The 20,696-nt window shown below is 66.7% G+C and carries 16 protein-coding genes; 7 read left to right on the top strand and 9 right to left on the bottom strand.

The annotated features are described in order from the left end of the window. The first annotated feature begins 4 nt into the window (after nt 1-4). Genes GW587_RS02045 through GW587_RS02030 form a run of 4 tightly spaced genes read left to right on the top strand, consistent with a single transcriptional unit; the run spans nt 5 to nt 6,222 of the window. Nucleotides 5-1,060 (top strand): DUF58 domain-containing protein, encoded by a 1,056-nt coding sequence (locus GW587_RS02045; RefSeq protein ID WP_229259254.1) that lies wholly within the window; start codon nt 5-7, stop codon nt 1,058-1,060. Beyond that, the gene (locus tag GW587_RS02040) at nt 1,057-2,352 is read left to right on the top strand and encodes a BatA domain-containing protein (RefSeq protein WP_166097922.1); all 1,296 of its coding nucleotides are present in this window, start codon (nt 1,057-1,059) and stop codon (nt 2,350-2,352) included. The genes GW587_RS02045 and GW587_RS02040 overlap by 4 nt, the downstream gene beginning before the upstream one ends. Then, complete coding sequence (locus tag GW587_RS02035; RefSeq protein WP_166097920.1) at nt 2,336-4,366, top strand: DUF4175 family protein; 2,031 nt, start codon at nt 2,336-2,338, stop codon at nt 4,364-4,366. Before GW587_RS02040 ends, GW587_RS02035 begins: the two co-directional genes overlap by 17 nt. Further along, entirely contained in the window at nt 4,363-6,222 is a 1,860-nt protein-coding gene (locus GW587_RS02030) for a hypothetical protein (RefSeq protein ID WP_229259253.1), read from the top strand. Before GW587_RS02035 ends, GW587_RS02030 begins: the two co-directional genes overlap by 4 nt. A 139-nt stretch (nt 6,223-6,361) precedes the next feature. Here the strand turns inward: GW587_RS02030 and GW587_RS02025 are convergent, their stop codons facing one another. Then, complete coding sequence (locus GW587_RS02025) at nt 6,362-7,933, bottom strand: CocE/NonD family hydrolase (RefSeq protein WP_166097918.1); 1,572 nt, start codon at nt 7,931-7,933, stop codon at nt 6,362-6,364. Between the two features lie 207 nt (nt 7,934-8,140). Here GW587_RS02025 and GW587_RS02020 point away from each other — a divergent pair, with 207 nt between their 5' ends. Continuing rightward, nucleotides 8,141-8,410: a type II toxin-antitoxin system RelE/ParE family toxin gene (locus GW587_RS02020; protein ID WP_166097916.1), complete on the top strand. Its 270-nt coding sequence runs from the start codon at nt 8,141-8,143 to the stop codon at nt 8,408-8,410. A gap of 47 nt (nt 8,411-8,457) precedes the next feature. Beyond that, entirely contained in the window at nt 8,458-8,763 is a 306-nt protein-coding gene (locus GW587_RS02015) for a HigA family addiction module antitoxin (protein WP_166097914.1), read from the top strand. A 30-nt stretch (nt 8,764-8,793) separates the two neighbouring features. Here the strand turns inward: GW587_RS02015 and GW587_RS02010 are convergent, their stop codons facing one another. Continuing rightward, nucleotides 8,794-9,444, bottom strand: a complete 651-nt coding sequence (locus GW587_RS02010) for a pyridoxamine 5'-phosphate oxidase family protein (protein WP_166097911.1) — start codon at nt 9,442-9,444, stop codon at nt 8,794-8,796. Nucleotides 9,445-9,534: 90 nt separating this feature from the next. Here GW587_RS02010 and pdxR point away from each other — a divergent pair, with 90 nt between their 5' ends. Further along, nucleotides 9,535-11,031, top strand: a complete 1,497-nt coding sequence (gene pdxR, locus GW587_RS02005) for a MocR-like pyridoxine biosynthesis transcription factor PdxR (RefSeq protein ID WP_166097909.1) — start codon at nt 9,535-9,537, stop codon at nt 11,029-11,031. On the opposite strand, the gene GW587_RS02000 is transcribed toward pdxR, so the two are convergent. From GW587_RS02000 to GW587_RS01970, 7 genes are all read right to left on the bottom strand, one after another. Further along, nucleotides 11,028-13,472, bottom strand: a complete 2,445-nt coding sequence (locus tag GW587_RS02000; RefSeq protein WP_166097907.1) for a TonB-dependent receptor plug domain-containing protein — start codon at nt 13,470-13,472, stop codon at nt 11,028-11,030. The genes pdxR and GW587_RS02000 overlap by 4 nt on opposite strands. A gap of 272 nt (nt 13,473-13,744) precedes the next feature. After that, nucleotides 13,745-14,518 carry a spermine/spermidine synthase domain-containing protein gene (locus tag GW587_RS01995; protein WP_166097905.1) on the bottom strand — a complete coding sequence of 258 codons (774 nt, stop codon included), beginning with the start codon at nt 14,516-14,518 and terminating at the stop codon, nt 13,745-13,747. Between the two features lie 12 nt (nt 14,519-14,530). Beyond that, entirely contained in the window at nt 14,531-15,829 is a 1,299-nt protein-coding gene (locus GW587_RS01990) for a sensor histidine kinase (protein WP_166099054.1), read from the bottom strand. Nucleotides 15,830-16,008: 179 nt separating this feature from the next. Beyond that, a complete protein-coding gene (locus GW587_RS01985; protein WP_166097902.1) occupies nt 16,009-17,367 on the bottom strand; it encodes a sigma-54-dependent transcriptional regulator in 1,359 nt (452 codons plus the stop codon). Between the two features lie 19 nt (nt 17,368-17,386). Further along, entirely contained in the window at nt 17,387-18,622 is a 1,236-nt protein-coding gene (locus tag GW587_RS01980; protein ID WP_166097900.1) for an ABC transporter permease, read from the bottom strand. A 12-nt stretch (nt 18,623-18,634) separates the two neighbouring features. Continuing rightward, nucleotides 18,635-19,951: an ABC transporter permease gene (locus GW587_RS01975; RefSeq protein WP_166097897.1), complete on the bottom strand. Its 1,317-nt coding sequence runs from the start codon at nt 19,949-19,951 to the stop codon at nt 18,635-18,637. Nucleotides 19,952-19,961: 10 nt separating this feature from the next. Then, nucleotides 19,962-20,678 (bottom strand): ABC transporter ATP-binding protein, encoded by a 717-nt coding sequence (locus tag GW587_RS01970; RefSeq protein ID WP_166097894.1) that lies wholly within the window; start codon nt 20,676-20,678, stop codon nt 19,962-19,964. Nucleotides 20,679-20,696: the final 18 nt, after the last annotated feature.

Here is a 20,696-nt window from a genome sequence, read left to right as displayed (position 1 = left end):
GCCGATGCAATCATCTTCGAAATCGCCCGCCGATGCCGCCGCACGCGCGGCCAATGCCGACGCGCCGGCATCCGGCGCCGCGCGCTCGGACGATTCCCGCGCGTCGGCGTCCGACGGCAAACGCGCGGCCGGGGCGGCCGGATCCGCATCCTCGGCCGGCGCCTCCGGCACGGCAAGCGCCATGAGCGCGATGGCCCAGACCAAGGACCTTGAGCTGGTGATTCGTCACGTGCTGGCGGGCCTGGGGCACGGGCTGCACGCTGGTCGCGAGCGTGGCGCCGGCGTCGAGTTCTCCGAGTACCGCGCCTATGCGCCGGGCGACGAATGGCGTCGCGTGGACTGGAAGCTGCTGGCGCGCGCCGACCGCTACTTCGTTCGCGAGGCGGAGCGCGACAGCCACGTCGCCACCTGGCTGTGGCTGGACGCGACCGCGTCGATGGCGGAGCCTAGCCGCGAAATCAACGGCATCGACAAGCTGTGGTTCGCGCGCACCGCGCTGGCCTGCGTGGCGGCGATCGCGCAACGCCAGGGCGACGCATTCGGGCTGGTGGTGTGCAGCGGCGGCAAGGTCGAATTCACGCAGGCGTCGCGCGGACCGCGCCAGCTGCAGCGCGTGCTGGCGCAACTGGCCAAGGTCAAGCCTGAAGGCCAGCTGCCGACCGCAGAGGTCTTGAAAGCGAATCTCCACTTCGCCCGCTCGCCCAGCCTGATCTTCGCCGCCAGCGATTTCCTCGACTGGCCGTCGCCGCTGAGCGAAGCGCTGCTACGCCTGCGCAACCTGCGTCACGATGTGCGCCTGCTGACGTTGCGCACGCAGGCGGAGGTGGACGCCACGTTCAAATCCGGCTCCGGCTATCGCGACCCTGAACAGAACGACGGCCTGCACCGCATGAGCAACGCCGACCGCGAAAGCTACAAGCAGCAAAGCCGCGCGCATTTCGACGCCGTCGCGACCAGCTGCCGTCAGAACAATATCGTGCAGTACGAAGCGCGCATCGAACAACCGCTGCATGCGGTGTTGCGCAGCTGGTTGCAATTGGCGGGAGCACGCGCAAGATGATGTTGAGTTCTTATCCGTTCTGGTGGCTTGCGCTGCCGGTGTTGCTGTTGCCGATCTGGTGGCACCGCCAGAAGCGGCAGCGTTTGAAAGCCGAGCCGCTGGCGACCGCGCGCTTCCTGCCGGCCGCCGCGCCGGAGCAGCTGCGCATATGGAAGTGGCGCGCCCCGATCCTGCTGCTGGTGCGCTGCCTGATGCTGGTCGCGCTCATCGCCTGGCTGGCCGCGACCATCTTCCCGTGGCGCGGTGATACGGTGCTGTTGGACGCCGGCGCCGATAAAGCGTGGGCAGAGCGGCAGATCGCCGCCGCCGGTCTGGCCGGCGCATCGCGCATCGCGCTGCCCGCCGACGCGCTGCAATGGCTGCGCGAGCACGAGCGCGATTGGCGCAACGAAGCGAAGCTGCTGATCGTCGCCCGCGCCGACCAAATCGCGATGCCGGCCCGCGTGCCGCAATTCAGCCACCAAGTAGAACTGCGCACGACACCGGCCGCCGGCACCACCTCCGCCGCGCCGCCCGCCGCCGCCACGCCGCCCGCCACCCCCGCCGCGCTGCCCGCCACCGCCGCGTCGCCCGCCGCCGCGACCGCCGCCGTTACCGCGCCGCCCGTCACTGCAGCGTCGCCCGCCGCCGCCGCCGCCGCCGTGTCGCCCGCCACCGCCGCGTCGCCCGCCACCGCCGCCGCGCCGGCCGCCGTCGCCTCGTCGGCCACTGCCGCATCGGATGTATCCCGTGCTGGCTCGCCTGTCGCTGCGCCGCCCGAGCATCGCATTGCATTAGCTGCAGGGCCGGATCGTGCGGGGAACTGGCGCGCGCTGTTCGCCGCCTTCGACCGCGCCGGCAATGGCGCCGGCCGCCACGCGCTCGCCGCCGAACCGACAACCGGCACGAAGCTCATCGTCTGGGACTCGCCAAATGCCACGCCGCCGGGCAATTGGCGCGCTCCGCACTGGTGGCTCGCCACCGCGTCGGCCGCAGCCTTCCCCGAACTGGCAAACACCTCCACGCTGACGATCAACGGCATCACGCTGAAATACGCTGACAGCCCGCGCGGCCGCCTATGGACCTCGGACGCCTTCCCGCCCCGCGACGCCGACACCGCCCGCGCCCTCTACGAAACCTGGCAGCTGCTGCAAGCCGCCCCGGCGCCAGCCTACCCAACGCCATCGCAAACCTTCACCGCCGCCCGCGCCCTGCCACCGATCATCGACGCCAAGCCCGCCACCTGGCTCATGCTCGCCCTGCTGGCGCTCTTCATCTTGGAACGGATCCTGACTCATGCCCGGCGAAACTGACCACCTGCGCAGCCGGCTGTGGAACGCCGTCCTGCGCCGCCGCGCCCCGCAATGGCTGGCCGCCCTCGCACCGCTGGCCATCGCCGCCATCGCGCTGCCGACCGCCCGCACGTTCGCAATGGCCGCCATGCTCCCATGGGCCATCTGGCTCGCAACGGACATCTACCGCTGGCGCCAACGCATCAACAGCCAATGGCTCTCCTGGCTGAACGCCGCCATCCCCGCACTGGAAGACAGCAGCACCCTGCTGGCCACCGACGCCCAAACGCCCATCGCCAGACTGCAACAACAACGCCTGCAAGCCCGCCTGGCCAGCATCCTGACCGACGACGACTATCGCAGCATCGCCCGCAACCGCGTGCGCTTCGGCGTGCTGCCGATCGTCCTCAGCATCCTGGCCGCCGGCGCCGCATGGGGCTACCACGGCCGGCAAGCCACGCCTCCAGCGCCAGCCGCCGCAACGCAAGCCAACAAAGCCATCGTCGACGGCGAAGTCTATCTGCGCGTCACACCGCCAGCCTACACCGGCGTCGCCGCCTTCGAAACCGGCGCGCGCGACATCCAGGTGCCGCAATTCTCCGAAATCCGCTGGTGCGTCCGCAACCCAAGCGGCACACAGCCAGTGGTGGAGCTGGGCGACGGTCAAACGCTGACCGTCACCAAGGACTGCGCCGCCAAGCGGGTGGAGGAATCGCTGTTCTGGCGCGCGCGCGGCAATGCCGGCACCCGCTACAACATCCGCGTCACGCCCGACCAGGCGCCGCAAGTCACCATCGTCGAGCCGACCGAGTTGATCTACCTGATGCGCAAGGACGCGCAGACGGTCCAACTCTCGGTGGCCGCCCGCGACGACTACGCCATCGTCCGCGCCAGCCTGCACATGACGCTGGCGCGCGGCAGCGGCGAGAACGTCCGCTTCACCGACCGTGAAGTGCCGCTGCCGCAAGGTTCCGACCCCAAGGTCCGCAACTGGAAAAAACAATGGACGCTGGCGGAACTGGGCATGGAGCCGGGCGACGAACTGTACTTCTTCGTGCGCGCCACCGACAACGCGCCGGGCAATCCGCACACCACGCAATCGCCGACCTACACACTGCGCCTGCCCGGCCCCGAAGCCGAAAGCCTGGACTCGACCGCGCTGCCGGCCATGGTCAAGCCGGAGAACCTGCGCAGCCAGCGCCAGATCATCATCGACACCGAGCAGCTGCTGGCCGATCTGCAAGCGTATCCGAACATGGCGGCGGCCACGTTGCGTGAGCGTAGCGAAGGCATCGCCACCGACCAATCCGCGCTGCGTCTGCGCTACGGCCAGTTCCTCGGCGAGGAATCCAGCCTGTTCGGCGACGAGCATGAGCATGAGGAGCATCATGGCGGCGGCGAGAAAGCCGGCGGCGAGATCGCGGTCATGAAGGAGTTCGGCCACGCGCACGATCAGGAGGACAACGCCACCATCTTCGATCCGCAGACCAAGGCGGTGCTGAAGCGCGCTTTGTCGGCAATGTGGGATGCGGAGAAATCGCTACGCGCCATCACGCCCAAGGCCGCGCTGCCGCCCGAGTACAAGGCGCTGGAGGCGATCAAGGAATTGCAGGCCGCCGAGCGCGTGTATTTGCACCGCACCGCCTTCGTGCCGCCGGCGCTGAAGGAGGAAAAGCGCATGAGCGGCGATATCGTCGGTGCGATGAGCTACAAACGTGCGCAAGGCGCGGCTAGCGACAGCGTGCCGGCGGAGGTGCGCGAGTTGGTGCAGGCGTTGGCGCAGGATGGCCCGTTGCCGGCGTTGTGGAGCAAGTCGGCGCGTGACGCCATCGGCGCCCGCATCGCCGATCAGGAGCAAAAACTCAGCGCCCAGCGCGCGGTGCAGGATGTGCTGGATGGCTGCGTGCCTTGTCGCGGCGAGCTGCGCGCGTGGCTGCGCGGGACGCTGGTCGATGCGCCAGTGCTGTTGCAAGCGCGGCCTGTGGCGGATAGTCCGTTCCGTCAGGCCTGGAGCGGTAAGGAGCAACAGAAATGATGATGTCTACGGATTTTGCGTCGATCGCGCCGCCGCTGGCCTCCTTGGCCACCGGCGTGGTGAGCGCCGCGCTGTATGGCCGCAAGCGTAAATGGATCAACGCGCTGCTGGCCGGTGTGGCCGGCGTTGCGCTGGCCTTGATGGTTGCCGACCTGCGGCTGCCCGCCGCCGGCGCGGGCGCGCTGGCCGTCGACACCGGTTCGGCGGGACAGCTCAGCGACGCGGATCGGTTGGCGATTCCGCGCGCCGCCGCGATTGCGTTGACCGGCGATGGTCTGCGCGAGGCCGAGTGGCGCGATCTGCCTGCACGGCCGGTGCAATGGAAGCCTGCCGCTGCGGATCTGCTATGGCTCGACTTCCCGCGCACGATGTCGCTGGGCCGGATCTTCACGCTGACCGTGCGCCGAGCGCCAGCGCAAGCCGGATGGCGCCTGCAGCTGCTGGCCGAGAACAAGCAGGTGCTCGCGGATTCCGGCGCGGCCGCTACTAGCGCGCCCGGCGCCAGCGAGACCACCGCCGTCGCCACTGCCAACGCCGTCGCCGCTGCCACCGCCATTGCCGTCTCCGGCGCAGCCAAGGCGACCACCGCAACTGGCGCCCCCGTTGCCACCGCCGCCCCGGGCCGTGGCGTGACGACGGCCGCCGCCGGCAATGTTGCGCCGGTGCCGCAGTTATCCGTTCAGTGGCTGCCACCGGTCGCCGAGAACATGGTGCTGCAAGCCCGCCTGCTGGATGCTGCGGGCAAGATCGTCGCGCAAGGTCCGATTCCGTTGCAGGTCAAGGATGCGCTGCCGCTGCAAATACAGGGCCGCTTCGACGCACCGTCGTTCGATGCCCGCGCGTTGAACCAATTGCTCGCCGACGGCAGCGCGATCGTGGACTGGAGCGTCACGCTGGGCAAGGCGATCGCCCGTAGTGAAACCGCACGCGCGCCATTGACCGCGCCGAATGCGATGTTCGTCGATGCGGCCTACGTCGAGCATCTGTCGCCGTCCGCGCGCGCGGCCTTGCTGGCGCAGACCGGGCAGGGCGTGCCAATGGTGATCCTGGGCGGTAACGCCGCCGATGCGTCGTTGTGGCAGCGCGAGCTCGGCCTGTCGCTACGTCAGCAGTCGCCGACCACCGAGAAGGAGGACGTCCGCCAGTTCAGCGTGGCCGGCGTCGCGTTGTCGATGCCGCCTGCGACGTTGAACCCCGCTGACAATGTCGGTGCTCCATGGTCGGTTCTTGCGCGCGACGGCAAGAAACAGCCGTGGCTCTGGCAGCGCGATTTGAGGCAGGGGCGAGTGATCTGGATCGGCGTGTCGGACTGGCATCGCTACGCGATCAGCGCGCCGCAGGCTTTAACGCTGTGGTGGCAGGGAGCGATGGACCAGATCGCACTGGCCAGCGTACAGAAGGCCGGGTGGCAGCTGCCGGACGCCATGCCATTGCCAGGCCTGCGCAGCGAGTTGTGCGCGCAGGGTGCGAAAGCCGGCACCACGCTGCAAGTGGAAGGCGCCGCCGAGCTGCGCTTACAGTCGCGTGCCGACAAGGCCGATGCGATATGCACGGCGTTGTGGCCGCAGAAATCCGGTTGGATGAAGTTCACCAGCGCGGGCGTGGCGGAGCCGGGCCTGGAATACGTTTATGCGGCCCAGGACTGGCCAGCATGGCAAAGAGCGCTCCGCCGCGACGCCACGGCGCAATACGCAGCACGGGCGCTTCCCGTCAGCGTCGGCGTCGGCGCTGGCGTGAACAGCGAGTCGGCGAGCGAACCGGCGAGCCGGCCCTTGCCGGTCGCGCCGTTTGCCGTGCTGTTCGCGCTATGCATGTTGGGACTGTGGTGGCGAGAGCAGCGGCAGCCTGCCGCATAAGCGCCGCCGATCAGGCGCGCCCCGTTGCGCGTGGCGCAGCGCGGTCGCTGCGCACCCTGTCGCATCGGGCGCCTCCACCCGGCCTGTAACCGCCGAGCCTGTGCCGGCCCGCTACTACCACGCCGGCGCGAGGCCTTGATCATGGTGCCGGCTTGCCTTGCTCGCCGTCGTGCTCTTTCAGATATTTCGCGGCATCCGTGTTCTTCGGGTCGAGTTCGAGCGCGCGGCGATAATTTTTCACCGCGTCTTGCGTCTGCCCGGTCTTGGCCTGCATTTCCGCCAGGCCGTCGTACATAAAGCCCAGTTCAGAATTCACATGGACTCCGAGGCGGAAGATTTCACGTGCCTGCGCCGGACGATTCAGCCGCGCCAGTTGCGCGCCCCAGCCGTAGATCTCATTGACATCGAGTTTGAACTCGGCGTCCTGCTTGGTGAATTGATCGTAGACGGGAATCACCTTGTCGAAGCCGTCGGCGGCCAGGCGTTTGACCAGATTCTCCAGCGTCGCCGGCACGATGTCCTTTTTGCGGCGGATGTCGGTGAGGACCATGTGCGGCGGCGCCTTGTTCGCCGCCGGCGTGTTGTTGACGAAGGCCAGGCCCGCCGCGTCTTCCTTCAGATAGCCGTCGAGGAAGTAGCGGGTGTAGCGCATCGCCCAGCTGTGCGCCAGCGAGATCTCGTCACGCGAGTAGTCGCCGAACTCGTTATCCTGCTGCATCCGGACTCCATACGACGAAAAGTCTCCATGCTTCATCGGCAGCAGCGACACGATATACACGTCCGAGTACTTCATCTGGTTCATGAACGAGTAGTGGGTCTTGGTGTCGCTGCTGTTCAAGAGCTCGACCGTCTTGGGGCGCGCGCCGACGAACAGCAGCGGCACGGCGACGCGGGTCGGCGTCACATACTTGGCTGCTTCCTTGCCGCCGTCGACGTATTGCGCGTAGGAGCGCAGCGAGCCGTCGAGGCTGACGACCGCCTTGATACGCTCGTCCTTCGCGGCGGCGAACACGTTCGCCAGTCCGCCCCAGCTGAAGCCGACCGCCGCCACCTTGCTGGTATCTGCCTGCGGCAGCGTGCTTGCGTAAGCGATCAGGTAGGAGATGTCGGCCGCCTGCGTTTCCACGCCCTCCAGATCAACCGTCATCGAGCGCGTGTGCGCGCCGAGCGATGGACTGGACAACACGATGTAGCCTTGGCTGGCGAGGTATTCGCACAAGTCGGTGTTTTCGATGGCGGGCGCGGAGTAACTCGGCGCATAGATCACGACCGGGAACTTGCCGTTCTCCGCACGCGCATCGCGCACCGCCTGCATAGGACGGGCCACGTCGCGCAACAGCGCTTCACGACGTACGCCGGCGTTGTTGGCGATGCGGTCGTCCGTCATCCGCTTGACTTCGGCCGCGTCGCGCGTGAACTCATCCTCGGTCGCCATCGTCTCCAGATACTGGCGGTAGCTGACCGGCTGGCCGCCGCGCGCCGCCGGATACCACACCAGGGTTTGCATCGGGCGGGCGCGCTCGCCTTGCGTCGGCTCGCCGGTGGCCAGGTCGATCTGCTTCTTGAATACGCGGGTGCGGTCGTACTGCTGGACGAACTTCACGCCGACCGCATGCGGGCCGGGCGGGTTCGAGAAGGTGAAGGTATCGGCCGCGTGCGCGGTGGCGGCGGTGCAGAAGACGAAGGCGATGAGCAGGCGTGGATTGGGCATAGGGACCGTGGAGGGGTGAATGAGAAAAAGGCGACTTGCAAATTAAGCATTATCCATGCCATCGTAAGTCGCTGATTTTTATAGAAGCCCACTAACACTAAACTGTCCGAAGCTGTCCGAAGCTGTCCGAAACCGTCCGTGACCGTCCGCAGCCGACACTTGAGGTACCGGGTTGACTGGTAACCGGTTAACAGATAACCTTTTTCCATGCCCATTCAATCTTTTGCGTGCAGAGAAACACAAGCCCTGTTCACAACGGGAAAAAGCCGTCGATTTCGTAACATCAAGAGCGTAGCCGAGCGTAAGCTCGCCCAGCTTGACGCGGCTCCTTCGGTGAACTTTATGAAGGTCCCTCCAGGTAATGACCTGAAGGAGTACGACGGGGCATGGCATGTCCGGATCAATGACCAGTGGCGCCTGAGCTTCAAGTGGAGTGATTGCGGGCCCTACGATGTGCTGATTGAGGACCCGCACTGACTGGGTATTGCTCGACATCGAAAGTGAAAATAGAAACGGAGTTCATTATGTTAAAGAGCGGTATGCGTCCCGTCCACCCCGGCGAGATTTTACTGGAGGACTACATCAAGCCCATGGGCGTCAGCGTGCGTGCTGTGGCGCTGGCCCTGCATGTCCCTTACTCGCGTCTCAGCGAAATAACGAAAGGCGATCGCGGTGTGAGCGCTGACACCGCCCTTCGTCTAGAACGTTATTTTGGTAGCGAAGCGCAAGGTTGGTTGAACCTCCAAAGCGCTTACGACCTTCGCGTCGCCGAAATCGCCGCCGGAAACGCTATCGCCAAGGCGATTACTCCACTCGCTCAGACCGCTTGATCATGAGTGCCAATAGCGCGGCTGAGGCCTTCATTCCCGCCAGCGCGTGACGTAGTCGGGCGCTTCGATCGCGCAGGCCGGATCGGTGACCGGCGCCGTGCGCACGCGGGCGAAGGGCAGCACGCCCGCCCATGCCGGCCAGCTCAGGTCTTCCTCGTCGTCGTTCGGCGCGCCGGTGCGCACCTTGCAGGCCGCTTCGTCGAGCGCGATGCGCATCACCGTGGTCGCGGCGTACTCCTTGTCCGAGCCGGGGCGGACGTCGGCCTGGCGGCCTGGTACCAGCTTCTCCATGAACGTCTCCATCGCGTGCCGCGCCGCGTCGCCTTCCACCAGCTCGAAGCGGCCGTAGATCATCGCCGAGCGGTAGTTCATCGAGTGACTGAACGCCGACCGCGCCATCACCAGGCCATCCAGATGTGTGATCGTCACGCAGCTGTCCCGCTCCATCAGGCGCTTTAGCATGCGGCTGCCGTTGGAGCCGTGGATGTACAGGTGCGCGCCGTCGCGCCAGCAGGCGGTCGGGATGCAGTGCGCGCCGTGATCGTCGCTGAAAGCGATGTGGCACAGGTAGGCGTCGTCGATGATCGCGTGCAGCGTGGCGCTGTCGTAGTGCGCATTGGTGGCGACGCGGCGTACGCGGGTGCGGGCGCTTGGTGCTGAGGGATTGGCTGCTGCGGTCATGATCTCCATCCAAAAAGGTTGAAGTCACAATATAATCAGATGCTGGCCCCTTCAATAGGTCCAGCTATGATCTATTTTATGGAGCCACCAATGGACCTCGCCCTGCTGATCTCCGGCTACACCGCGCAAAACAGCCATCGCGGCTGGCCGCGCCAGCGCCTGCTGCACGAATGCCTGCGCGCCGCGATCCGCGACGGCACGCTGGCGGCGGGCACACGTCTGGCCGCGTCGCGCGCGCTGGCGGAGGAATTGGGACTGGCCCGCAACACCGTGCTGTACGCCTACGAGCAGTTGGCCAGCGAAGGCTTCGTCAGCACCGACCGGCGCGGCACCGTGGTTGCGGCGTTGGCGCCGGCTGCCGCGCAGCGTGACGGCCGGGCGGCGGGACGCGGGGCGGCCGCGCCGCAACCGGGCCTGTCGCAACGCGCGCAATCGCTGCGGCCTGTGCCGGGACCGGCCGACCGCATGAACGCCTTCGTACCTGGCGTGCCGGCGCTGGACCAGTTTCCGCTGACTCTCTGGCGCCGCATGCTGGAGCGCGCGCTGCGCGGCATGACGGTGGCGCAGCTGAACTATGGCGACCAGGCCGGCGAGCCGCTGCTGCGCGCCGCCATCGCCGACCATCTGCGCGCCGCGCGCGGCGTGGTGTGCGATGCCAGCCAGGTCTTCATCACCGACGGCTCGCAGAGCAGCCTCGATGTCTGCGTGCAGGCGCTGGCCGATGCCGGGGACACCATCTGGATCGAGAACCCCGGCTACGGCGGCGCGCTGGCGGCGTCGCGCGCGGCGGGACTGGTGGTGGCCGGCATCGATGTCGACGACGACGGCATCGCACCGACCGCGCAGGACTGGCTGCTGCGGCCACCGCGCCTGATTTACACCACGCCGTCGCACCAGTACCCGGTGGGCAGCGTGTTGAGCCTGCGCCGCCGCCTGGCGTTGATCGAGGCGGCGCGCGCGGCCGGAGCCCTGATCATCGAGGACGACTACGACAGCGAATTCCGCCACGATGGCGCGCCGCTGTCTGCGATGCAGGGATTGGCGCCGGATGCGCCGGTGGCCTACCTGGGCACCTTCAGCAAGACCATGTTCCCGTCGCTGCGGCTTGGTTTCGTCGTGGTGCCGGCGGCGCTGGCCGAGCCGTTCGCGCGGATGCGGGCGCAGTCGTTCGCGCGCGGCCGCGTGGCCGAGCAGCTGGCGCTGGCCGAGTTCCTGCGCAGCGGCCAGTTCGCGCTGCACCTGCGGCGCATGCGGCGGCTCTACCGGCAGCGGCGCGACGCGCTGGTGGCGGCGCTGGAACAGCATATGGGATCGGTGGCGACGGTGCACGGCGCATCGGCCGGCATGCATCTGTCGCTGCGCTTCAACGACGCGCGCATCGACGATGTGGCGGTGTCGCGGCAGGCGATGGAGCACGGCATCGCGGTCAACGCCTTGAGCAGACATGACACGCAGGGCGACTCGGGCTGGAAGGGACTGATGCTCGGCTACGCACAAGTGCCGGCCGAGCAGATGGAGGAACTGGTCAAACAGTTGGCGGCGGTGGTGCACCTTGCGGCTTACGCCGCCAACCGTTCAAGCCATTAAAACGCGGTATCGACGCGGACGTACATCGAGCGGCCGTTGACGCCGATCGGGCAGGTTTCCCAGCAGCGGGTGAAGCCCAGTTTCGGGAAGTCGCCGCCGTTGGTCCATGCCGAAGGCAGCTGGTCGAACAGATTGTTCACGCCGACGCTGAGGAAGGTGCGCTTGCTGAAGCCATAGCGCACCGACGCGTCGACAAGCCAGCGCGAATCCCACTTCTGCAGGGGGCTGAAGTTTTCCGCTTCCACTTCGCCGTAGTAGTTGGCGCGGGTGTTCAGGTTCCATGCGCCGGCGGTGTAGTCGGCGGCCACCACGTGGTGCTTGCGCGGCTGGCCGTGTTCGATCAGCGTCACCTGCGATTTGTCGAACAGCTTCTCGCCGCTCAGCACCGTCGACGTCGAGTGGCGCTTGGTGACTTCGGTCTTGTTGAAGCCCAGTTGGCCCGACAGCACCAGGGTCGACGCGGCGAACTTGCTGCTGTGCTCCGCGACGATGTCCAGGCCACGGGTGCGGGTGTCGACCGCGTTGGTAAAGAACTGCGCCTGGCCCACGCCCAGCGGCTTGAGGATGTTGGCGATCGGTCCGCCGCCGGCTTCCGGTGCGATTTCGCTGGAGAAGACGATGCGGTCCTTGATCTTGATCTGGTACACATCGGCCGTCAGCGACATATTGTTCGCCGGACGGAACACCGCACCGAAGCTGCCGCTGGTCGAGGTTTCCTCTTTCAGCGGCGCGATGCCGAAGGCCTGGGTCACGGCGCTGCCCTGGCGCGCGGTCAGCGTCTCGGTCAGCACGCCGTTATTCAGGTTGGTCGACACGGAGCTGTAGAACTCCTGCTGCACGCTCGGCGCGCGGAAGCCGGTGGACAGGCTGCCACGGAAGCCGATCTGCTTGGTCGGGTCGAAGCGGGCGCTCAACTTGCCGGTGACGGTGCTGCCGAAATCCGAATATTTTTCGTAACGCACGGCGCCGGCCAGCGTCAGGTTGTCGACCGGCTTGTGTTCGGCGTCGAGGAACAGCGCGATGTTGTGGCGGCCGTCGTCGACGGCGGTGGCCGGCGTGTAGCCCGGGAAGCCCTGGATGCCGGACGACGCGGTGGCGCCGCTCGGCGTCTTGATCACGACCGCCGGATTGTTGGTGCGGCCGTATTGGTAGGAGACCGGATCGCCGGCGATGATCTGGTACTGGTCCTTGCGGTACTCGAAGCCGGTGGCCAGGAAGATGCTGCTGTCGCCGAATTTGATCGGGCCCTTGATGTCGGCGTTGATGGTGGTCTGCGAGAATTTCAGCTTGCCGGTGTCGGCTTCGCGCGGTGATTCGGCGTAGATGCCGCCGCCCGGTTTAGGCTCGTACCAGTAGCTGGTATTCAGGCTGTTCGACTCGTGGAAATCCAGTTCGCTGTTGCCGTGGTTGATGCTGACGTCGGCCTTCCAGTCGTTGGCCAGGTCGCGGCGGTAGCCGAAGGCGAACGAGGCGTCCTTGATGTCGGTGCTGATCGCCGGCAGGAAGCCATTCGGATACACGGCCGGCACGGTGCGGTCGTCGCCGGCCGAGCGGAAGAAGCCGAACGAGTCGCTGGTGCGCTTGGAGATGCCGCCGAAGGCGTAGAACTCGCTGCTCTTGTCGATCGGGATCGCGCCGTTCCACCAGAAGTAACCGTCCTTGGTGTTGCTGTCGCCGATGTGCTGCGTCACGCGCGGCGGGTTGACGCGCAGCGAATCCGGGCCGGCGCGGTTGGTCTCGCCGCGCTTGCGGCCTTCCAGCGTCAGGTTGAGGAAGCCGCCGTCCTGGCCCAGTGCAAAGCCGGTGTTGGCGCTGCCCGAGTACAGGTCGCCGTCGCCTTCGGAAGTGGTGCCGGCGACTGCGCTCAGCGAGGTCTCGTTGATGTTCGATTTGAGGACGATGTTGATCACGCCGGCGATGGCGTCCGAGCCGTATTGGGCGGCGGCGCCGTCGCGCAGCACTTCGATGTGGTGGATCGCGCCCAGCGGAATGGCGTTGATGTCGGTGCCGGCCGAGCCGCGTCCGATGGTTTGCTGCACGTTGACCAGCGCTTGCTGGTGGCGGCGCTTACCGTTGATCAGCACCAGCACCTGGTCCGGGCCGAGCGAGCGCAGGGTCGCGGGGCGGATGCTGTCGGTGCCGTCGCTGATGAAGGTGGACGAGAAGTTGAACGACGGGTCCAGCGTTTGCAGCAGCTTGCCCAGTTCCAGCGGGCCGGCGGTTTGCATGTCCTTGAGGCTGATCAGGCCGACCGGTGCGGAAGTGTCCAGCGCGGTCTTGGCGACCGAGCGCGAACCCAGCACCACCACGGTTTGCTCGTGCGGCAGCACGGCGGTGTCGGCGTCCGACGGCGTTTGCGTTTGTGCCTGGCCTTGGCCGGCGGCCAGCATCAGGATCGCGCTGGCGAGCAGGGTACGTTTGAATTGAGGTGCTCTTGTCATATTTTCTCTCTTGGTTTTATCAAGACGGCTGCGGGTAGCGCCGTTGAGAAAATACTATCTTGGTGTGCCAAAAAGGGGCAACGCGTCCGCACCAAGATGTTGCGCATTGTGCACATTTGTTAATATTTCGTGCTTTGTATCGAAATGTATCGTAATCTTACCGGCGGCCCGGACCGAACATGCCGCGACACGGTGCAAAAGTGTGGTGCGCACGCATCGGAATGAGGTGCGCGCATATCGATAGCCGAAAAACGCGCTTAGTTGGTGCGGCGCTATTGCTGGTCCAGCATCCAGCCTTTGAGGCCGTTGACCCACGATTTGGCCGGCAGGTTCAGGGTCTTCCTGATCGCACCGGCGCGTTCGTACAACACGCTGAAATCCAGCACCGGCGACTGCTTGAAGGCGATGACGACGATGTTCGCGTCGTGCACCTCCGGCAGCCACACCACCGCGTCGAACACCATCTCCATCGCCTGCAAATTCTTGTCGTAGTTGGAGAAGTCGCCGAAGACATTGGTGGTCATGATGCCGCCGTCGCGCAGCACGTCGGCGCAGCCCTGGTAGAACTCGGGAGAGTCCAGCACCGGGCCGCGCGCCTCTTCGTCGTACAGGTCCACCTGCAGAATGTCGACCGTGCCGCGGTTGGCCGGGTCCAGCACGAAATCCATCGCGTTCATTTCCATCACGTTCAGGCGCTCGTCGTTGGACGGCAGCGCGAACTGCGACTGGCACATGGCGATCACGTTGGGATTGAGCTCGACGGCGGTGACGCGCGCGCCGGGCAGGCGGCGGTAGCAGAACTTGGTCAGTGCGGCGCTGCCCAGGCCCAATTGCACCACGTGTTTCGGGCTGTCGTTGAAGAGCAGCCACATCATCATCATCTGGATGTATTCCAGCTCGATGTTGTCCGGCTTGGCGATGCGCATCGCGCCCTGCACCCACGAGGTGCCGAGGTGCAGGCTGCGCACGCCTTCGAATTCGGTGATGGTGGCCGGCGGATGGCCGGGCTGGTCGAATACGATGGCGTTTGGGGAAGACTTGGACATCCCGCTAGTTTATCAGCTTAGCCCGGACGCCAGCGGCAGGATCATGGTCACCGTCAGGCCGCCGCCGTCGCGGTTGGCCAGCGTGATGCGGCCGCCGTGCGCTTCGGCGATCTCGCGCGCCAGCGCCAGGCCAAGGCCGGTGCCGCTGCGTTTGGTCGAGTAGAACGGCACCAACGCGTTGGTCAGCACCGTCTCGCTCATGCCGGGGCCCCGGTCCTGTACGTCGATGCGCACCGCGCCTTGCAGCCGCCGCACCTCCAGGCTGACCTGGTCGGGCGGCGAGCCCGATTCGTGCGCGTTCTTCAGCAGGTTTAACAGCGCTTGCTCCAGCTGGGCCGGATCGAAGGCGCACGGTTCGGCCGGCGCTTCGCCGGTCTGCGTGAATTCGACTTCGTCATGCAGTCGCGCCAGGAAGGCCGGCCAGGCCTGCACTTCCAGACGCGGCGTCGGCAGCTTGGCGAAGCGCGCGTAGCCGAGGATGAAGCTTTCCAGGTGGCGCGTGCGTTCCTCGATGGTGGCGAGGATCTGCGGCAGGCGTTCGGTCTGGCCGCGCCGCACCAGTTCCGCGCCGGAGTGCGCCAATGAAGTCAGCGGCGCCAGCGAATTGTTCAATTCATGGCTGATGACGCGGATGACCTTCTTCCAGGTCTGCACTTCCTGCCGGCGCAGTTCCATCGTCAGCTGGCGCAGCAGCAGCAGTTCGTGGCGGCGGCCGTTCAGGTTGAAGCTGCGGCGCGCCAGGTGGTACACCTCTTCCTCGTCGATCTCGGTGCCCCCCTCCTTGGTGGTGAACAGGCCGTCGCCGCCGCGCGCCATCGCTTCCAGCAGCGCCGGCGAGGCGTGGGCCAGCACGTCGTCGATGCGGTGGCCTTCCAGCTTGCGGCCTTCGTTCAGCAACTGGCGCGCGGCGACGTTGGCGTACACCACCGGGCCGGATTCGCTGACCAGCAGCATCGCCACCGGCGTGTTCTGCACCATGGTGTCGAGCAGCAGTTCGCGCTGCACCAGGTCCAGCCGCTGCTGGCGCAGCACGTCGCCCAATTCGTTGTGCGCGGCCACCAGGTCGCTCAGCTCATCGTTTTGCGGCCAGTGCAGGCTGAAGGAAAAGTCGCCGTCCTTGTAGCTGGTGACGGTGCCGGTCAGCGCGCGGAACAGCGACAGCATGTGCTCCAGCTGCGCGCGGATGGTGATGATCGAGATCGGCAGCACGCACAGCAGGCAGACCGCCAGCACCAGGCCGGGATTGTCGGGGAAGAAGTGGGTCAGCGCGAGCGCGATCAGGATGCCGACGGTGAGCAGCGTGCCCACCATCGCGGTCCAGCGGGTCAGCAGCGAGAGGCGGAAGCCGGTGGGGCGAAAGCGGCGCGGCGGCGGGCCGCCGGACGGCTGCTTCGGCGAACGTGGCGGGCTCGGTGGCGGCGATGGGTCTGGCGGATTTGGCGAGCGCGGGCCTTCGGGGCGCGCGCCGGCCGGGTCGCGGGGCGCGTCCATCAGGAACGGGCGATGCCCAGCCGCTCCATGCGGCGGTACAGCGCCTGGCGCGACAGGCCCAGTTCCGCCGCCGCCTGCGCCACCACGCCGCCGGCGCGGCTCAGGGCCTGGCCGATGGCGTCGCGGTCGGGTTCGCGGTTGCCGTCCTCCGGTGCGCCTGCGGCGCCGCCGGCGCCAGCGACGGCGGCCGGCAGACCAAGATCGGCGGCCTTGATGATGTCGCCGCCGGCCAGCAGGCCGGCGCGCAGCATGACGTTTTTCAGTTCGCGCACGTTGCCGGGCCACGGATGCGCCATCAGCGCCGCTTGCGCCGCCGGGTGCAACTGCTTGTCCGCGCCGAGGAAGTGGCGCGCCAGCGGCAGGATGTCCAGCGGCCGCGCCGCGAGCGGCGGCAGCCGCAGCTCGATCACGTTGAGGCGGTAGAACAGATCTTCGCGGAAGCTGCCGGCGCGGATCATCGCCTGCAGGTCGGCATTGGTGGCGCTGACCACGCGCACCTTGACCTGGCGCTCGCGGTTGGAGCCGAGGCGCTCGAAGCGGCCGGTCTCCAGCACCCGCAGCAGTTTCATCTGGCCGGCCAGCGGCAGGTTGCCGATTTCGTCGAGGAACAACGTGCCGCCGTCGGCCGCCTCGAACTTGCCCTCGCGCGCCTTGGAGGCGCCGGTGTAGGCGCCGGCGTCGGCGCCGAACAGCTCCGCCTCGATCAATTCAGATGGTATGGCGCCGCAGTTGAGCACCACGAACGGGCCGTCGCGCACCGAGGAATTGGCCTGGATGATTTCGGCGATGCGTTCCTTGCCGGTGCCGTTCGGGCCGGAGATCAGCACCGGCACGTCGGCGCGCGCCACCTGGCAGGCCAGGTGCACCACGCGCTCGGTGGCCGGATCCTGCCACACCATGCCGCGCAGGTCGTAGCCGCGTTCCAGTTCATGGCGCTGGCGCAGCTCCGCCTGCACCCGCTGCTGCAAGGCGCGCTTGGCCTGTCCCAGCTCGATCAGGTTGTTGACGGTGGCGATCAGGCGGTTGTCGTCCCATGGCTTGGCCAGATAGTCGGCGGCGCCGGCCTTGACCAGGTCCACCGCCGCGTCCAGATGGGTCCAGGCGGTCAGCAGGATCACCGGCAGGTCCGGGTGCCTGGCGCGGATGGCGCGGAACAGTGCCGTGCCTTCCTCGCCGGATGTGGTGTCGGCGCTGAAGTTCATGTCCTGGATCACCAGGTCGAAGGGGTGATGCTCCAGCAGCGCCAGTCCGGCTTCGGGCGAGAGGGCGCGCATCGCGTCGATGTCGTGCAGTGAGAACAGCACTTCGAGCGCGATGGCGACCGCGGAGTTATCGTCGATGATCAGTACGGTAGGCATGCGACTAGCATAACATCCCTCACGCACTGCGGGTGGCGGTGGCTGGCGAGATGCTGGCCGCGCGCCAGGCCGGCCCGTACACCGCGAGCACGCCCAGCGCCCAGAACACGGCGGCGCCGGCGATCAGATAGCCGGCCGGCAGGCGCGCCATCTCCAGGCTGGAGACCAGCAACTGGTTCAGCGCCAGCGCCAGCAGAACCCCGGCCACGATGCCGACGCTGGTGATCATGATGTTCTCGGTGATGAAGTAGCGCAGGATGTCCATGCGCCGGGCGCCCAGCGCGCGCCGCACGCCGATCTGCTTGCGGCGCTGCGTGACCCACAGGCTGGCCATGCCGACGATGCCGCTCGACGTGATCAACAGCAGCAGCACGCTGACCGCCACCAGCATCCACGCCAGCGCGTTGTCGGCGCGGTAGCGCGCGGTACGCATCTCATTCATGGTCTTGACGCGGACGATCACCGGCGTCGGCGAGGCGGCGCGCACCGCCGCTTCGGCCTCCTTGATGACGCGGTCCAGCTGTCCCGGCTCGGCGCGCAGCGTGTAGTTGTCGGATTTGCCGCCGGTGGCGCGAATCGGCAGCAGCAGCGAGAACTCGCCGATTTCGTCGATGTGCGCGTTGGGCGTCTGCAGTTTCTCGATCACGCCGACCACTTGCGCCTCGCGCGCTTTTTCGCCGGTGCCGAAGTACATGGTCTTGCCGACGAAGCTGGCGCTGCCCGGCCACATCTTCTCGCCCAGCTTGCGCGTGATGATGACGGTCTTGGGCGATTCGTCGCTGGTGTTCTGGTCGATGATCGGTATCTCGTTGGGCAGGAAATCGCGCCCTTCGACCAGTTGCAGGCCCCAGGTCTTGATCAGCGAGTCGGCGCTGCGGTAGACCGTGGTCTGCGTGGTCGAGTTGATCTGGCTGCGGTTGACCGAGATGCTGGTGTAATTGCCGGAGCGCGACAGCGGCATCTGCGACGCGCCGGCGACCGACATCACGCCGGACACGGCGCGCAATGTGGCGGTCTGGCGCGCCTGGCCGGCCAACTGTTCTTCGTGGCCGCCGCGTTGCAACGGCCGGATCTGCAGCGCGAACACGTCCTGCTCGGCGGCGAGGCCGCTGGTGCGGGCCGACACCGCTTGCCGCACCTGCACGATGTGCAGCGCGTTGGCCAGGATGGCGAGGCTCAGCGCGACCTGCACGGCGACCAGCACCGGGCCGGTTTTATTCCGCAGCAGCGCGGAGAGGATGGGACGGATTTCCATGATCGGTGCCTCTTATTGGGATTTGAGTTGCAGGGCCGGCGTGACCTGGCAGGCGCGCCAGGTCGGCAGCAGACCGGCCAGCACGGCGGAACCGACGGCCATCGCGAAAGTGGTCAGCAGCATGACCCAGTCCATGTGCGCGACCACGGTCAGCGTCTTCGATTGCGCCGCGATCAGCGCCAGCGCGCCGAAGGCCAGCAGCAGGCCGAGCGCGCCGCCGACCAGGCCGACCACGGTGGTCTCGATCAGGAACTGCTTGAAGATTTCGCGGCGCGAGGCGCCCAGCGCGCGGCGGATGCCGACTTCGGAGGCGCGTACCGAGAACTTGGCCAGCAGCAGGCCGATGGTGTTCACCAGGCACAGGACCAGGAAGCCGAACGCCAGCCAGGCCGACAGCTTGCTGTCGTTGCCGACCACCTTCATGTGGTCCAGCCATTCGCGCACGTCGTACAGCTTGTTGGGGGCGGCGCGCATCAGCCGGCCCAGCTTGCGCTGTTCGATGGCGTAGCTGTCCATGAAACTTTGCAGTTCGGCGCGGTCGGCCGCGCTGCGGGTCTCGACCCAGCCCTGCAACCAGGTGCATTCCGAATCAAGGAAAGCCTGGAAGCCGGGGCCGCGGTCATCGGTGCAACTGGTGCTGCCGTTGTGCTGGAACTCGTGGCGGATGCCGTTCGAGAACGGAATGAAGATCTTGTCCTCCTCGTCGAACGCGCCTTCGTCGTTGCCCATGATGCGGTGGAAGCGCGGCACCACGGTCCAGGTGTCGAGCACGCCGACGATCTGATACTGGAATCCGCCGATCGTCATGCGCTGGCCGACCGGATTGGCGTCGCCGTACAGCTGCTCCGACAGCTTGCGATTGATGACGATGACGTCGGCGCCGGCCTTGTCGTCGGCCGGGCTCCAGCCCTGGCCATGCAGGAAGGGCGCGTCGACCATGTTGAAGAAGTCGCCGGTCAGCGCCAGGCCTTGCGCGGTGAACGCGCCGACGTCCTTGCGCGCCGGTTCGATCGACAGCGCCACGCCGTAGATGATGGTGCGGCGTTCGCCCGCTTTGCTGTTGAGCAGATTGACGGCGTCGCGGTAGCTGAGCTGATTGTCGTTCGGCTCGTCGCCCGGCTTGTAGCCTTTGGTCGGAGCGTTGTCGAACAGCGGCACGAACAGGCGGCTGCTCTTTTGCGGGATCGGGTCGCCCGACATCACATGCAGGATGGTCAGCGTGGCGACGCTGGCGGCGACGCCGACGGCCAGCGTCAGCACCATCAGCGCGGTCAGCGCCGGGTTGCGGCGCAGGCTGCGCACGCCCAGCAGGAAGTAGTATTGAAACATGCTCGGCCCCTTACGCGACATGGGATTTATCGTTGGCATCGAACAGCGACGGCGACTTGCGCACCAGGTCCGACACCTGGCCGTCGATGATGTGGACGTTGCGCTGGGTGCGCAGCGCCAGTTCCGGATCGTGGGTCACCATCAGGATGGTGGTGCCCTGGGCGTTGATCTCCTCCAGCAGCTCCATCACGCCGCGCGCCATCTGCGTGTCCAGGTTGCCGGTCGGTTCATCGGCCAGCAGCAGTTTCGGCGAGCCGGCCAGCGCGCGCGCGATCGCCACGCGCTGTTGCTGGCCGCCGGACAGTTCGGCCGGATAGTGTTTCATGCGCGAGGCCAGGCCGACCTTGGACAGCGCGTCCTCGATGCGTTCCTTGCGCTCGGCGGCGTTGAAGCCGCGATAGCGCAGCGGCACGTCGACGTTGTCGAACAGGGACAGGTCGGGAATCAGGTTGAAGCCCTGGAAGATGAAGCCCAGCTTCTCGTTGCGCAGGCGCGAGCGGGCGTTGTCGTCCATGCCCTTGACGTTGACGCCGTCGAGGATGAATTCGCCGTCGGTGAATTCCTCCAGCAGGCCGGCGATGTTGAGGAAGCTGGTCTTGCCGGAACCGGACGGACCGGTCACGGTGACGAACTCGCCCTGCTTGACGTGGATCTCGAAGCCGCGCAGCGCGTGGGTTTCGATCATGTGGGTGCGATAGACTTTGCTCAGGTTATTCATGCGCAGCATAGAAGGCCTCTTCGGATA

The organism is Duganella aceris, from assembly GCF_011090165.1.
Classification (GTDB): domain Bacteria; phylum Pseudomonadota; class Gammaproteobacteria; order Burkholderiales; family Burkholderiaceae_D; genus Rugamonas; species Rugamonas aceris.
The sequence above is the reverse complement of the archived record's forward strand: the minus strand, read 5'-3'. Positions and strand labels throughout refer to the sequence as shown.